The sequence below is a fragment of the Pelomonas caseinilytica genome (genome assembly GCF_021353235.1).
Taxonomy (GTDB): Bacteria; Pseudomonadota; Gammaproteobacteria; order Burkholderiales; family Burkholderiaceae_C; genus Pelomonas; species Pelomonas caseinilytica.
The window spans coordinates 35,813-50,781 of record NZ_JAJTWT010000005.1; the positions used below are offsets into that span (position 1 = coordinate 35,813).

15 protein-coding genes are annotated in these 14,969 nt (G+C 59.7%); all 15 read right to left on the reverse strand.

Annotated elements, in window-relative coordinates; all coding sequences use genetic code 11:
* Window positions 1-7: 7 nt before the first annotated feature.
* The 15 genes from LXT12_RS12950 to LXT12_RS13020 are packed head-to-tail and all read right to left on the reverse strand — an operon-like array spanning window position 8 to window position 14,961.
* Entirely contained in the window at window positions 8-1,411 is a 1,404-nt protein-coding gene (locus LXT12_RS12950) for a class I SAM-dependent methyltransferase (protein ID WP_233392608.1), read from the reverse strand.
* Window positions 1,401-2,900: an LTA synthase family protein gene (locus tag LXT12_RS12955; protein WP_233392609.1), complete on the reverse strand. Its 1,500-nt coding sequence runs from the start codon at window positions 2,898-2,900 to the stop codon at window positions 1,401-1,403. The genes LXT12_RS12950 and LXT12_RS12955 overlap by 11 nt, the downstream gene beginning before the upstream one ends.
* 3 nt (window positions 2,901-2,903) lie before the next feature.
* Window positions 2,904-3,098: a hypothetical protein gene (locus LXT12_RS12960; RefSeq protein WP_233392610.1), complete on the reverse strand. Its 195-nt coding sequence runs from the start codon at window positions 3,096-3,098 to the stop codon at window positions 2,904-2,906.
* A 28-nt stretch (window positions 3,099-3,126) separates the two neighbouring features.
* Entirely contained in the window at window positions 3,127-4,278 is a 1,152-nt protein-coding gene (locus LXT12_RS12965) for a glycosyltransferase family protein (RefSeq protein WP_233392611.1), read from the reverse strand.
* On the reverse strand, window positions 4,278-5,399 hold the full coding sequence (locus tag LXT12_RS12970; protein ID WP_233392612.1) for an N-acetyl sugar amidotransferase: 1,122 nt from the start codon (window positions 5,397-5,399) through the stop codon (window positions 4,278-4,280). Before LXT12_RS12970 ends, LXT12_RS12965 begins: the two co-directional genes overlap by 1 nt.
* Before the next feature lie 6 nt (window positions 5,400-5,405).
* Window positions 5,406-6,167, reverse strand: a complete 762-nt coding sequence (locus tag LXT12_RS12975; protein ID WP_233392613.1) for an AglZ/HisF2 family acetamidino modification protein — start codon at window positions 6,165-6,167, stop codon at window positions 5,406-5,408.
* A 1-nt stretch (window position 6,168) separates the two neighbouring features.
* Window positions 6,169-6,786: an imidazole glycerol phosphate synthase subunit HisH gene (gene hisH, locus LXT12_RS12980; protein ID WP_233392614.1), complete on the reverse strand. Its 618-nt coding sequence runs from the start codon at window positions 6,784-6,786 to the stop codon at window positions 6,169-6,171.
* Window positions 6,783-8,243 carry a hypothetical protein gene (locus tag LXT12_RS12985; RefSeq protein ID WP_233392615.1) on the reverse strand — a complete coding sequence of 487 codons (1,461 nt, stop codon included), beginning with the start codon at window positions 8,241-8,243 and terminating at the stop codon, window positions 6,783-6,785. The genes hisH (LXT12_RS12980) and LXT12_RS12985 overlap by 4 nt, the downstream gene beginning before the upstream one ends.
* Complete coding sequence (locus tag LXT12_RS12990; protein ID WP_233392616.1) at window positions 8,233-9,204, reverse strand: Gfo/Idh/MocA family protein; 972 nt, start codon at window positions 9,202-9,204, stop codon at window positions 8,233-8,235. Before LXT12_RS12990 ends, LXT12_RS12985 begins: the two co-directional genes overlap by 11 nt.
* Before the next feature lie 12 nt (window positions 9,205-9,216).
* Entirely contained in the window at window positions 9,217-10,254 is a 1,038-nt protein-coding gene (locus LXT12_RS12995; protein WP_233392617.1) for a Gfo/Idh/MocA family protein, read from the reverse strand.
* Window positions 10,251-10,976 carry an SGNH/GDSL hydrolase family protein gene (locus LXT12_RS13000; protein WP_233392618.1) on the reverse strand — a complete coding sequence of 242 codons (726 nt, stop codon included), beginning with the start codon at window positions 10,974-10,976 and terminating at the stop codon, window positions 10,251-10,253. Before LXT12_RS13000 ends, LXT12_RS12995 begins: the two co-directional genes overlap by 4 nt.
* Complete coding sequence (locus tag LXT12_RS13005) at window positions 10,973-12,235, reverse strand: lipopolysaccharide biosynthesis protein (protein WP_255763607.1); 1,263 nt, start codon at window positions 12,233-12,235, stop codon at window positions 10,973-10,975. Before LXT12_RS13005 ends, LXT12_RS13000 begins: the two co-directional genes overlap by 4 nt.
* A gap of 13 nt (window positions 12,236-12,248) precedes the next feature.
* Window positions 12,249-12,890: an imidazole glycerol phosphate synthase subunit HisH gene (hisH, locus tag LXT12_RS13010; RefSeq protein WP_233392620.1), complete on the reverse strand. Its 642-nt coding sequence runs from the start codon at window positions 12,888-12,890 to the stop codon at window positions 12,249-12,251.
* On the reverse strand, window positions 12,887-13,648 hold the full coding sequence (hisF, locus tag LXT12_RS13015; protein WP_233392621.1) for an imidazole glycerol phosphate synthase subunit HisF: 762 nt from the start codon (window positions 13,646-13,648) through the stop codon (window positions 12,887-12,889). The genes hisH (LXT12_RS13010) and hisF overlap by 4 nt, the downstream gene beginning before the upstream one ends.
* On the reverse strand, window positions 13,648-14,961 hold the full coding sequence (locus LXT12_RS13020; RefSeq protein ID WP_233392622.1) for an N-acetyl sugar amidotransferase: 1,314 nt from the start codon (window positions 14,959-14,961) through the stop codon (window positions 13,648-13,650). Before LXT12_RS13020 ends, hisF begins: the two co-directional genes overlap by 1 nt.
* Window positions 14,962-14,969 lie beyond the last annotated feature (8 nt).

The following is a 14,969-nucleotide window of genomic DNA, read 5'->3' on the forward strand; positions in this document are numbered from 1 at the left end:
TCTGCCCTTAGACAGTCCGGACAGTACGTCGAAGCGCATACAGGACACGCTCGTTGCCCGGAACGGCGTGGCGCTCCTCGATCACCCAGTGCGAGGCAATGGCAGCTTCGAATACCGCCTGATTAAGGTGCTCATACAGCGGCAGGTTTGGGCCAGCGATCTCCTGGAACTTGCGATCGTGAGGCGGTATCCATTCGATCAGCAGCTCGTGCGGACCGAGATCGGACAGGAACTCAAGGACGTCCGTGAGCGGTACACGCACGGTGACAAGCAGATGATGCAACAGGCCCACGCACAGCACAGTTCCAAAGCGCCCGCGCGCGCGGCTCAGTGTGGGCGCCACCTCAGCATTGCGCCAACCCAGTGCCGGGCCGGGATTTGCAAGATCCAGCAACAGTGTGCTGATGGGCAGCGCTGCCTTGCCTTGATGCAGTTCCTGAAGCGACTGTTCATCAATGTCCGCTGCGATCACGCTTCGACCGGCTTGAGCGGCATGCAGCGCGTACTCGCCGGTGTTGCAGCCCAGATCGAGCAGCCGACCGTGGCCTGAGGCTAGCCGCCTCGTCAGAAAGGCGTGCTTGAGCGCCAGACCCTCCCGGGTGTAGTGATCCCGCTGTGCGGTGTAGCGGGACCAGTTCGTATTGCGCCGACGCAGGGTCGGCTCCAGCGACTGGACGACACCACGTAAGCGGGCCAGAAGCGCCTGGTGGGCCTGCACGGCAGTTTCCATATCTCCGCTTTGAGGGGAAGGTGCTACACGTCTGGCGTCTCGGAGCATGGCGGGCAGCCCGATGAACTCTGCAGCCGCGAGCGACGAGAAGCTCCGCCAGCGGCCCAGCAGGCGACGTGCGAACTCGGGTGTCAAGCCATCGCGGTGGCGCACGAAGGTGTCGGCCGGAGACATGCGCAGATGGTGCGAGAGCAGCAGCGGGATGACGAAGTGGCGACCGAACTGTCCGTATGCCAGCCAAAGGGGGCTGCCGTCGTGTGGAACGAACGAGGTCAGGTCTACAAAAACCGCGCGACCGTTGACGTGTAGGACGTTCCATGCGGATGCGTCCTTGAGCATGTGGCCGGTGGACAGAGCGTCTTGGGCAAGGTCGAGCGTCAGCAAAGCGGCGTCATAGAGTTGCTGCGAGGTGATCTCGTGTGGATACAGCGGCATCTCAAGTGTCTGGTGACGAATCCAGCGCCAGTCGTCTCCCCACGATAGGCAGCCTGGCGGGGCGGCGCACCAGTCGGAGGCCGGCATGTCGCCGCGCTCCACGCGCGTTTGAAGCCAGCGGGATCGAAGCAGTGTCTCGACGTGTGCTGCATGCTCAGCGGCCACCGCGCGATGGATCACTCCGTCCACGGCAACGACGCGGGCGATAGGATCGCGGAACGACAGTGGAACTACCTCAGTCGGCATTCGGAATCCATGTCGGCACATAGGGCTGTTTCAGATACCACTGTCGGATATCACCGTGTGAATCCAATTCGCCGCGCAAGAACGCGAGCGTAAGGCCCGCGAGGTGGTATGAGGAAACCGGATTGTCGATCACGAGTGGTGTTGAATCATGGCGCAGTTTCACCATCAGCAATGCCGGGTGCGGTGTGCGCACCCCTCGCGCGCGCCACCAATGGTCTGAACTGATGATCAGTAGCTGCTGCTGCGAGCTAGGTGCGCTTTCAAGCGCTTGCCGGATTTCGCCGACGACACGATCCGTGTAGATAAGGTTGATGCGGTAGGCGTCCGTCGAACTCGTGGCCTTGACGCCGGTTTGCGCCTCGGCATAGTGAGACGGCAGATGCGGCAGGTTGAGGTGCAGTACTGTCAGGGTCTTGCTGGCATCTGCCAAGAGGCCTGGCCAGATGGCCACTTGTCTCTCCGAGATGCGCGTCATGGGGTCCAGCACGCCGGTAATTCGCTTAGGCACGAGATTCGCGAGTCCATCGAACCATTGGGTGCCCATGTTTGTGCCGATGCTCGTGCACGCTCCGAGCGCAAAGACCTTACAGTACGGGTGATAGAACCCGAGCATGCTGGCGCTTGCAGGGCCGGACGGAAGTTGGCCGAAGACGCTGTGAGCGGTGTCGAAAGGGGTTCGCTGACCATCCGTGTCGACCAGCGTTGCACGGCCCGGGCCATCGTAGATTAGGCTCCGCACGGTCTTGCCCATCAGCATTGCTGGCAAAGAAAGGTCCGTCGAGCCGGCAGGCGAAGCAGCCCGCGTCATCACGACGCCCGACGCTCGCACCTTCTGTAGGTTCGGCATGTCCGCAGCGACACCCAGCGCTTGATGGAAGGCCACCTCAGGGTCGAACTCGTCTAGCACCAGCCAGATGACGCGCCGGGGAGCCGGCGTCGTCGTTGTGATGACCGCCTGGGCTTGCACCAGCGGCGGTCCCGTGAAGCCGATCGGCGTCTGCAGCATTCGCCACACGCCCAGCGGAACTGCGACCACGCCGCATACTCCGAGAAACCGAAGCAACGATGCCGACCGCAGCGGACTGTTCAGCAAGAAGAGCGTCGTGAGAACGGCCGGGGTGGCAAGAAGCCAGCGCTGTGGGCCGCCTTGCGCTATCCAATCGAAGCGCAGCACCTCATCGGTCAGCAGATAGCCGGCTACCTTCATATAACACCGCAGCGCCACCGCGAGCATCATTCCGCTGTAGACGGCGAAGCCGACAGTTCGCAATACCCCTGACGCCGCTGCAAGAATTGAAAGAGCGCCACGACACGCGAGCAGGCTGACGAACCACAGCACCGCCGTGGCGATCAACAGGTCGGCACGGGAGTAGGTCGCCGAGAGGTAGACGCCGCTGCCGTCAACCGTCTCGATGAAAAAGTTGAAGTAGTACGTGCCGGCAGCCAGGCAAGCCAAGCCCGCAGCAGTCCTCCACGGGGAAAGAACCATTGGTCAGGGACGATTCTTGCGGCGAAGACGCTCCCACAATGTCCTGAGCGTCTTGATCGGATGGCGGATGTAGGCGAGGACGGCAACCACCATTGCAATCAGCGCCTGTACCAAATAGGCGCCGGTGCCAGGGTCCACATAGGCAAATGCCATCGAAGGCGTGGCGAAAAACAGCGCGATTGCGACAACACGGATCAAGGCAGCACCTCTTGCTTGGCTGGGCACGTCAGGCGGCGTCGAGGTCAAAGACATCGCGCATCTTGTGATATCCGAACATCGACTCCGCCCGGCTCGCAATATCCAGCCGCTGCGCGTCGCTCGTCTGCTGGAGGTTTGATGATGGACGAGGGGTCGTGCCGGCAACAATGGTGCCAGCGTCGGGAAAGTGGCGGCGCACCGTGTCGGCCGCAGCGCCGACCCATTCGCCGACCATGACCTGCAGGCCTGCGCCGAGGTATTCGACAAACTTGACTCCCAGGCGCGATTCCCAATCGTCAGCCTTCTTCATGATGATCACGCCATAGTCGCAGGCAGCAATCAGCTGGCGTGCGCGCGCGGGATCGTCCACACGTTCAATGAAGGCTTCGGAATCCTTGAACCGCGGATCGGAGCGTAACTCGTCCGCGCTTGGCGTGATGATGCAGACTCGGTAGCCGGCTTTCAGACAGGCGGCGAAGAAGTCGGCGTACATGTCGATGTTGTTCCACTTCTGGTCCAGCGAACCGTAGTAGCAGATGACGACGTCTTCGTCGCCAAACCCCATCTGACGCCGGCCGTCGTCACGCATGTTTCGGCCCAGGAGTCGCTTGTCGGGCTGGCTGAAGCAGGGAATGACCTGGACGCGCGCCTGCGGTGCCACCCCGCGGTAGTACTTCGCCTGTGCTTCCGAGACAGCCAGCACCTTGGCCGAACCGTTCAATAGCGACAATTCGATTTGGAGCCAGCGCTTGTGCGCAGCGCTGCCGGCCTGAAGCCGGCCGGCACTCACGTTTTCCTGCACGAACTGGCTGCGTGTGTCGAATACCAGGTCAATCGGCTTGATCCGTTTCAACATTGCCACGGCCAGCGCGGAGAAGTAGCTGCGAGCGACAACGACGCTGCCACGCGGAATCACAAACGCGAGCACGATCGCGTAGTACATGGCAACCAGCCGATCCAGCAAGCCACCCAGTTTGAATTGGTACAGGCGGGCCGGAATGCCACAACGAAGTGTGCGCAAGCGCCGAACGCCTTGGGCGGGACGCGCCATTGGATGCATCAGGTTGACGACCTCAACCCTCTCACTCAAGCCAGCCCCCTCCAGGGGCTGGAGCAATTGCGCACGTAGCAGCCCGCTGCTCACGCTCTCGTTGGCGACGAAATAGACAAGCGGCTTCATCAGGCTTTCGGCCTTCCGAACGCCAGCTTATAGATGTTCGCCAAAAGTTTCCAAAGACCCAGCTCGGTACCGTACTCTGCGTGCCCCTTCTCAGGACGCGCAATGTAGGCATCCAGCTGCTGCTCGGACCAGTTCATCTTTTTGAGGAAATACAGGCGATCACTGTCTAGTTCAGCCTGTGAGGGATAGGGGATCTCCGATAGTTTTTGGAGAGCATCAGCCCTAGTCATTTGACCTGTGGTCACTAGGGTAGCCAAGTGTACCTTGCGCTTATCGATGCGGAATTTACGAGGCAGAATAAAGCCTTGATAAAAGCGCGTGAATATGGATTCATAATGCTTGTAAGGATAGCGACGATAGCCACATTCGCGCTCTAGAACTTGCAGCGCCTCTTCCTTTTTGTAATCGAGGAGGTCAAGGAATGATACCCACCTAACTTTTCGGATATACTCTTGCCATACATACTCCAGAACGCCGATCGCAGGAAAGGTCTTCAGGCGAGTAACGCCGCGACGCTTGCCGATGCAGCGGATGTTTCGCGCATCAAATTTGAACCAGTTCCAGCCAGGAGGCATGCGCATGCCTTCGGTCGACTTGTTTGTGCCAGCCAAAATCCACTTGATGCCGTACTTTGCTGCAAGCCGGTAGTTCACAGCGAACATCGCGTTGTCGTAAAGTAGCTCGACATCGACGACGTCCGCGTCGAAGAAGGCTTGCATTAGCTCTCGATATTCATGCCAGTCGATCACATGAGTAAAGAGGTGGACATCGAGTGTGCGGACCAAACCTTCAATGTTGCTCTGCGCCAAATTTGAGTTCCAGCCGTTGTCCATGTGCACGGACAACGGGCGCAGCCCTAGCTTCTTGGCCTGATACAACACCCAGGCGCTGTCGACGCCTCCTGACAACCCGATGATGCAGTCGTATTCTTTGCCTTGACCGTCACGTTTGACCTGCTCTACAAACGCGCTGAGGGCCGCTTTACGCTGTGCTGCGTCAGGGGAGAAGCTTTTACCCATCAGCGCAACCAAGTCTGTGCAGTAGTTGCACACGCCTTGCGCGTCGAAGCTGATGTCAGGGATGGTCGAGTCCATCAGGCAGCGGGTGCAGATCTGTTTCATGCGGCTTCAAGACAAGGCTGCACGCAGCTTGTCGTAGTCTGGGTAGGAGATAAGGACCGCGCGGTGGGGTCCATAGAAAACGAACATTGCGCCGGCGGAAACCGCCGAGGCGTGGCCCTGGCGCACCGCCGCGCCGAAGTCGGCCAGCGAGCCGGCGCCGCCTGAAGCGATGACGGGCACGTTCACCGCCTGTGCGATTTTGGCGACGAGGTCGAGATCGTAGCCGACCATCGTTCCATCACGGTCCACCGCGGTCAGCAGAATCTCGCCCACACCCAGTTCTTGGACCTGGTGCGCGAAGGTGACGGGATCGACGCCAGTGGCAGTTCCGGCATTCTTAATGAACACTTCCTGTCGGCCAAGCAGCTTGCGCTTGACATCCATGGATGCAACGATGGCCTGGCTACCGAAGGTGCGCGCCGCTTCGCGCACGAATTCGGGATCGGTGTGCAGGGCGGTGTTGATGATGACCTTTTCAACGCCGAGGCGCAGCAACTGTTTGACCTGCGCCACGGTACGCACGCCGCCGCCGTAGGCCAGCGGCATAAAGCACTCGCTGGCGATCTCCTCGATGAGCTCGAAGTTGGGCGCTCGGCCCTGCGCGGTCGCGGAAATGTCGAGCAGCACCAGTTCGTCGACCTCCTTCTCGTTGAAGATGCGAATAGCATTGATCGGATCGCCAACGTAGACCGGATCCTTGAAGCGACGAGTTTTTACGAGGCCACCGTCCTTCATCAGGAGGCACGGAATGACGCGATGGTTCAGCATGTCAGTAGCGCTCCAGGAAGGCCTTAAGCAGTGCCATGCCGAAGCGGTGGCTCTTCTCCGGATGGAACTGGAAACCGAGGATGTTCTCGCGCTCGAACGCGGCGTCGAAGACGACGGAGCCGTATTGCGCTGCGAGCAGCGCGTCTTCCCGGTCGCGGCAGTGCACGTGATATGAGTGCACGAAATAGAACCGCGACTCGCCTTCGAGGAAATCGAGTGCCCGGCTCGGCTTGAGGCCGCTGACGACGCTCCAGCCCATGTGCGGAATCTTCATGGTTTCGCCCGCGGCCGGGGCGAAGCGCGTGGTCCGAGCAGGCACCCAGCCAAGGCCGGGGAACTGGCCTTCTTCACTACCGTCGGTCATCAGCTGCATGCCGAGGCAGATGCCCGCGACTGGAAGCTTTCTACTGAGCACCGCTTCGTCGAGCGCCGGACGTAGGCCCGATGCGTTGAGCTGACCCATGCCCGCATCGAATGCGCCGACTCCAGGCAGGATGAGCTTGGTGGCGCGCTCGATGGTGGCGATATCGGACGCGACGGCGGACTCCGCGCCGAGCTTCTTCAGCATGTTCTGGATCGAGCCCAGATTGCCGACGCCGTAGTCAACCAAGGTAATCACTGCAGTTCTCCAGCGGATGAGGATTGCGCTTGCTCAGAGGCCGCGCACAATCGGTTGATTAGCTGGTCTATCCGCTGCGTAAAGCCTGGCGAGGCGTATTCCCCCATGTCGGCCGCCGTAAAGCCTCTTAGGGACGCGAGCAAGGTCCAGACCGCCTTTGGGGTCTGAGCAGAAAAAATGGACCTTCCGTTGATAGCCGCCTCCATTAGGTAATGGCCCTGTAGCGGCATTACTACGCTAGGAACTCCCAGTGCGGCGGCGTCGAAATGACAGGCCGAGGAGATGCTGAGGTGTAGGTCCGCCTCTGTTAATAGCTCCCACACGTTGGGCTCCTGAGAGCCAGCAACCAGGACTGCGCCATGCAGGGCGACCAGCCCCGCGTAGGGGGCTGCGTCGTTGTCATACGCCGGATGCAGCTTGACGGTCAGCGTCGTCCGTAGATTGGGTGGTGCCGACTTCAAGAGTGTGTCCAGCCACGCGACTGCTCGCTCCGTATCGATTCCCTGGCTCGTGAAGAGCAAGTGCACTTGCGTGTTGGCCTCGTCGACTTGCCGGCTCAAACGCCGAACTCGGTAGTAGTCGACCAGTTCGTTGCCAACCGGTTGTGCAACCCCGTACTGACGAGACGCAGCGAGACGCGCCACCCAATACGGACCGTAGCAAGCCAGCGCGTCCGGAAGCAGCAACTCGGCCGCCGAACCGCTCACCCACGCAGGAACGGCGTCCGGATGGTCTTCATCGAATACGCCATGTTGCATTTCGACAAAAGGGATTCCGCGCATCGAGCAGGCTCTCCGCAGTGCGTATTCGGACGTGTCTGCCACCATAACTAGGCGGGTTCGTAGGCGGGCCAGCAGTAACGCATACAGGCGCGATTCCCAATACATTGCTGAAAGGCGCTGCAGTAGAAAGCGCTCACCTATCTCAATCCCGACCTCTGATTGCAGACTTCCCGCAAGATCTCTGCAAAATACCTCGGCTTCCCGGCAGGGGAAGAGCCGACCTAACACCGCACCCCAGAAGGTAAAAGCATAGGCGTCGGCATTGGCGGGGCGAAACGCTTGGGCAGCCTGCCGGGTGAACGCCGTTGTATTGACGACCTCCAGTTTGAAGTGTGAAGGCTGCTGGTCTAGGACGCCGTCAAAGTACACGTCGCGGAAGCGGTCACCATGCCGTGATCTCAGTGCGGATCTGAACGACTTGACCAGCACATCACAATGCCGGCCGATTAGTAGATAGCCGAGCACCCCGGCCGTTGCCTTCAAACTGCGCTTGAGCTGGCTCTTACGCGATTCGCGTGTATAGGAAAGGGGTAGGGCGGCGGCGACGTTGTACACAGGCGTGCGTAGCACCCGCCAGACGGCCCAGCCGTCTAGGCGGAAATCGAACCACCCATGCCGCCGTTCAGCGGCGTAGAGGGCCGAAAGCGCCGGCGATTTGCCAGCCTCAGAGGACATGTTGCTCCGAGATGGCGTCCAAGCCGTAGATGCGGGCGACTAGACGCATTGAACGGGTGGCGTCTTCCAAGGTAGGAAGACAGACCGGTTCGCCATGCACGCCGGCAACGATGCGTTGCGCCTGGAAATGCAGCCCCGGTTTGAAGTCTGTGTCCACCGTATCCGTTGGCACCTCGGCAAAGCGGCGTTCGCCGCGCCGTTGGACCGTCAGCTTTTCAAGTGGTCGCATCTCATGCCGCGACTTTGCAGTCGTCACGGTAACAGCCCATGGGCCAGGCCCATCCCAGACGGCTTGGTACAGACCGAAGTCGCCGCTAGCGAAATGTATCCCTGCAACCACCAACCCTGGCTGGTTTGGGGTCCAGGGCTTGACCACGTCTACCTTGCGGATCTCGCCCCGACCCAGGAAGGTAAGGTAATCCACGAGGTGAATGGAGTTCGCGTACATCCAATTGAGCACCACAGGTTCAGGTTGGCCAATGTCGCGCGCGACCTTCATGTCCTGCTGGTCTAGGACGTTAATGATCCGTGGTGACGGGTCGTCTCCCAGCTCTTGAAGGACCTGCCGGGTAGAGGAGTGTGAACGGCGGTTGAGCGCGACGTAGACAGTTGCGTTCTGCTCACGGCTGCTCTGCAGCAGCGCCTCTGCCTCCGCCAGGTTGAGTCCCACCGGCTTCTCGAGCAAACAGATCCAAGGGTGACTGAAGCACTGCCGCGCGACATCTGGCATCGAGAGCTCGGGAACCGCGCCTATGACAACGTCCGCTTTAGTAGCCTCATACATTTCGACGATGGAATCGAAACGCCGGGCGCCGTAGCGGCGGGCCAGATCGTCCGCGCGAGCCGGAGTGCGGCTATGCACGCCGACGATGGCGACGCCGGGCAGGGCCGCGAAAGCCTTGGCGTGCTCCTGCGCCATATAGCCGGCGCCGACGATAGCGATCTTGATGGTGTCGTTCATCTGCGGCTCCGTTCAGGCCCAGTCGAAGTGTTGTGAGGGCGACAGCGCTGTATCGGCGAGTGCGACGGCGCTTCCCTGGCGGGCATGCGAGGCATGCGCCGCGACCAGGCAGCGCAGTGCGTGAAGGCCGGCGTCGCGGCCTTGTGGGAACGTTTCACCCGATAGCATGGCCTTCCACAGAGAAATCGTTGGCGCAACAACCTCTACGGGTTCGATCGCGATGCGTTCGATGTCAGCAGGCATGCCGTAACGGGTGGTCGGCAGCTCACGGTACTCATCCTTTCGGGCTGTAATCCGAATCTCTCCCGCGAGTTCGTCCACGGTGATTTGGGCATAGCGGCAGATGTAGGTGCACTGCAGGCCGTGGCCTGCGCCAGCCGAGAAGTCCATGAACAGTGATGAGCCGTCTGCGGTAGTTGCACGAACCTGGCCGGCGCGGTCGTCGAACTGGGGGCCGCGGGGGTTGGTCAAGCGCACGTCGTCAAACCAAGCCTGGACAGCGTGGATGTCCCGGCCAGTCATGTAGCGGAACATTTCGAAATAATGGCTGCCATTCATTGCCAAGCCGAAGTTGGAGCCGGCAACCTGAACGGCTACCAGAGGGCCGATTCGTTCTGTGCCGATCAATGCCTTGACACGGAAGTAGTTCGGCATGAACCGCATTTGATGGTTAACCGCAAGCTGCGCGCCAGCGCGTTCGCACGCTGCCAGCATGCGGTCGGCTTCTTCCAATGAACTGGCCAGCGGCTTCTCGCAGAGGATGTAACGGGTGCCTGCATCAGCTGCCGCAATAACAAGATCGCAATGTGATGGTGCGGTTGTTGCCACAACCACAGCTTGCGGCCGTGTCCGAGCCAGCATCTCTCTAGCGTCGTTGAAGGCCGCTGATTCGGGTAGCCCCTCGGACTTGCAGGCTGCCTTGGCGGTTTCGGCTACGACATCCATGATGCCCACGACCTGCATCCCAAGTTGCTTTGCGGCCTGGACGTGACGTACACCCATTCGCCCCGCGCCGATGACAGCGCAAGTGAGTTGTTTAGGATCGATCAAGCTGTGCTCCTTAAGTTCGGTTCCGCTGAAATTAAATGAGTGGCCAAGGCCTCATAAAGAAACTGGTGAGCCTTGGCGTTGATGTGATAGCCGTCGGCGAGCAGTGATTCCGGATGTTGGCGGGTGTACGCAAATAGATCGATGACTTGGCTGCCGGCTTCCGACGCAATTGTTTGCAGCGCGGCGTTGTAGCGCTCCACCAGCTCCAGGGCGCCGTGATTCCGTAAGAGGAAGGTCGCGCTCGGGCAAGCGATGTTGACAATGGCGATGCTGCAGTCGATGCGAGCTTTGCGAGCCTCAAGAATGAAAGCTTGAAGGTGTCGTTGGAACTCATCCAACGGGATCATTGGCATGTTTCGCTGGCGCGTTATAGCCGCTCGATTTCGCGAAGCTGCACGGATGATGGCCCTGGAAATGGCCCGTAGCAGCGGGACACGCTGCATGAGGCGGAGTAGACGCCGCTCTCCTTCGGTGAAGATCCTAGGCGTACAGTCGACAACGCCAACCTGGATAACGACATGGTCCGGCGCAAGAGGGCGCAAATATTCGTCGAGATACTCTTCGGATGCGATCCGGCGACTTGAATTGGCGCGTTCGGAGCCGTTTATTACCAACATGGCTGGGTGCGCCCGCTGGATCCTGACGGCATAGATCTGCTCGAAACTTATCCCGTCCGCGTGTCGTGACATGGATAGCGAATCACCTGCGATCAGCAGTTTCATCGGCCAGCCTTCCAAGCGGCGATCCATGGCATTGGAAAGACCTTGATCGAGCAGCGCAGATTGAGTGCAAAGCTGAGCATCTCAGAGACGAGAACGCCGTAAGCTGCCCCTTTCACTCCAATAACCGACGTCAACGCGGCGGCGGTGGCGACGCCCAGTACCCCCGACAATAGGCTATTTGCGGCCAAATACCTATTCTTATCTGCTATGTTGATGAAAATGGCGGTCGCAAAATAGCCGCATCGAAACATCGCGGCAATAGTGAGAGGTAGCAGTAAGTCTCGCCCCGCTGCGTAGTGGCTACCGACAAAAAGTTCGAAACCAACCATCGCGATGGCATAGAACGCTGCCGCGGCTAGCGTTGTGCCTGCCAGCAAGCGATAGGTGGCGCGTACCACCTGCACGCGCAATTCTGGATTTAGTGAGTTGGCGATGACCCACGGGTGAAATGCTTTGAAGACCGCGTCGAACAGTACCGTCAGGATCATGGCTACCTGACCAGCAACCGCGTACTGGCCCAAGTCCGCGAGCGACAGTGTGCTGCCCACGATGATCTTGTCTCCCGCGGTGATGAGAAGCCCCCCAAGGACGTGCGCGACCAGTGGCGTCCCGTAGCGCAATGCGTCGCCGACGTAGGCAGTCGCACCTTGGAACCGAACTTGGTGCCGCTGCAGCATCAGCAGCATCGCTACCAACGCCGTCAGGCCGCAGCCGACCACGATGCCGACCAGGCGGCCTTCCCAGGCCCAGCCGAGTCCGACCACCAAGGCAAGGGTCACCAGTGCATCCGTAAGGGTCTGTAAGATGCGGAGAGCGCCAAAGCGGAGTGGCTGACCTGCGGATTGCCATAGCGTCAGCTGGATCTGGATAATGAACTGCGCCGCGGAAGCGAGGACGGCGGTAATGAGCCATCCCACATGAAGTCCGGTGTATTGGACGAACAGCGGCCCTAGCAGCGTTACGCAGGACACAGAAGCCAGTGATGTGCCGGCTAGGATCTGCAGGCAGGCGCCGACGTAGCGCGGAAGGTCATATCGGTCCTGCTGGAAGTAGCGGATGCTGACGGCGCCATTAACACTGAGCCCCGTCAATGCGCCGAGGATGGACATGGCGAGCGTGAAGGCGGTCACCAGGCCGTAGGAATCTGGCGACAGATGGCGCGTCATCACGGGCAGCATGGCGAAAGGGATCGCTGAACTGAGCGCCGTAGTGAGCGCATAGACCGCCGCTGGGCCAAGAAACTTCCGCAGTTGCGACATAGGCTCCGAGCGCTCAGAGCTCTAGGAAGTGACCTAGCAATTTCAGACCGTTCTCGCCGCTTTTCTCAGGATGAAATTGACAGCCGATGATGTTTTCGCGTTGGATCGCCGCAGTGATTTCGTGACCGCCATAGGTGGCGAGCGCAAGAATATCGCGCGAGTCTGCCGGCTTCATGTGAAAGGAATGCACGAGGTATGCCGAGGCCCCTATCGACAGGCTCCGCATCACCGTATTGCCCCATGAGGACTGAGGCCCAGGATGCAGCGAAGCCCAACCAATATGCGGCGTCTTCAATCGAGCACCGTCAACGGTCACGTTCGGGATTGCAACAACGTCACCTTCTATGAGGCGCAGGCCTTCAGTCTCTCCAAATTCGAGGCTTCGGCTTGCCAACATCTGCATGCCTAGGCAGATACCGAGTAGCGGTCGACCGGCGCGTGCAAAGGCTTTGATCGGCTCGACGAGTTGCTGCTGCTCGAGACCATGCATGCCTTCGGCAAAAGCACCCACGCCCGGAACGAGCAGGCGATCGGCGCGTTCGATTTCAGCGGGGTCTCCTGACAAGCGGACATTCGCGCCACAATGCTCTAGCGCGCGCGCGACACTCAGCAGGTTACCGCTGCCATAGTCAACGATCGTGACACCCGCACTCATGATGCCCTCACATTCAGTTTTGCTTCGATGGCGGATTCGCGGATTTGCGCCAACGTGAGTCGGTTGTAATGCAACACATCCGCCATTGCGACCGCGTCGGCGTGACCGTTCTTCACCACGTCGATGAGGTCTTCCACATTGCCCATACCGCCGCTAGCGATGACTGGCACTGGCACTGCGTCGGTGACGGCCGCGACCAGGGCCGTGTCGAAACCTTCGCGTGTCCCCTCCTTGTCAATTGAGGTCAGTAAGATCTCGCCCGCGCCTAGTTCAACGGCCTGTTGGGCCCACGCGATGACGTCAAGGCCGGTCGGCTCTCGGCCGTTATCGGTATAGGCCTCCCAGCGTCCGGGCCCAATGCGCTTGGCTTCAATGGAAAGCACCATGCATTGCGATCCGAAGCGCCGCGCGACCTCGCGAATCAACTCGGGCCTCTTTGTGGCGGCCGTGTTGATCCCTACCTTGTCGGCGCCTGCGCGCAGAACTTCGCGTACATCGTCGATCGAACGCAGTCCGCCTGCCACTGTAAGCGGCACGAAGACATCGCGGGCCGTATCGCGCACGATGTCATGTAGGCTGTTCCTTCCGTAGAGACTGGCTACGACATCGACGTACAGCAGTTCATCCGCACCTTCTTCGTAATATCGACGCGCGTGAGACTGCGGATCACCGATAACGCGAAGGCCTTCCAGGTGAATGCCCTTGATCAAGTTCTTACCCTTGACATCGAGCCGGGGCATCAGGCGCACGCGAGACATTACGCGAACTCCGTGCCGTCCCAAGGCGTGCGGCGCAGCTTCCATTCACCGTCCTCCACCTTCCAGAGGTGAGGCGAGCGGAAGCGGTCACAAAGTTCCAGAAACTCTTCGCGCGACATGCTGATGTAGTCGAGGAATTCCTTTTCGTAGCGCGCGGGATATTCGCCCTCGTAGCGACGCATGAGCGCGAGTGCCTCTTCCTTCGTGATGTGATGGTTCCGGATCTCTTGTGCCGAATCCATCATGGCCCGACCGACCCCGAATTTGATCCAGCGCGTGAAGTAGAAGAAGCCGTCGACTTTGTCGTCCAGGCTGTTGTACTTCGAGTACGTACCTTCGGTACGCAGCGGATTGGCTTCGAAGCCGGTGTGCTCGACAGCGTAATAGTAGGCTTCCTGCGGGACCCACTTCTTGTAGTAGCCAAGATATTTGAAGTCGATTCCCTTGCGCTGAAGGACCTCGAGATCCATCGGCAGATAGCTCTTCAGATCGGCCATGGCTACGCCCTCGTCCAGGTATTCGCCGATTGGCTTGCCCCCCAGCAGCACGTCGCGGATATCGCGGCCGCTGATGTAGTCGAGCGAAAAACCTTCGCTCTCAGCCTTGTCGGTCGAGGCCGCATAACCCGTCGTCTTGTGTGAGATCTTCTCGCCATACTCTCCGGGCATCTCTCCGTAGAAGATCAACGGGATGTTCAGCTGCGCCGCCATCTTCGCTACGAAGGTTTTCTGTCCGAGAATGAACGGCTGGAAGGGGTGTAGAAGGTTGATCGTCGCGTTGCGCGTGAGCAGGCGATGAATCTTGCCATTAGGCGTGTAAAGGAAATTGTCGAAGCCGCCCACATGCAGCCAGTTCTGGAAGTTCTTCCAACCGATATCGGTATAAAGGTGGGGGGACCACGTTACCGTGAGCGGATGCATTCCATATTTGTACTTGAGCAGATGCGACTGCATCGCGCTGTCCTTGCCGCCGCTGCCGCCGACGATGCAATCGTAGGATCCGTCGTTCTTGCGGAACTGGTTGCAGAGTTCTACAAGTTCGCGCTCGCGCTCATTCCAGTCGATCTCGCCCGTCTCTTTGAGGAAATTGAACCGGCAAGCGTGGCAGACACCCTCTTCGTCAAAGCTCAGCGTCGTCTTGGTCGAGTCCTTTCCATGCGCGTACTCATTACTCGACATCGGCTGTTGGTTGGACATGTTGCAGACTTTGCAGAACTGCACGTAACGCGGCATTCCGTACAGCACCTCGAGCTGCTCTTCGGGCCGATCGAAACGGGTGAGGTCGGTACTTGGGCTGGGTCCGATTTTCATCATGCTTCCTT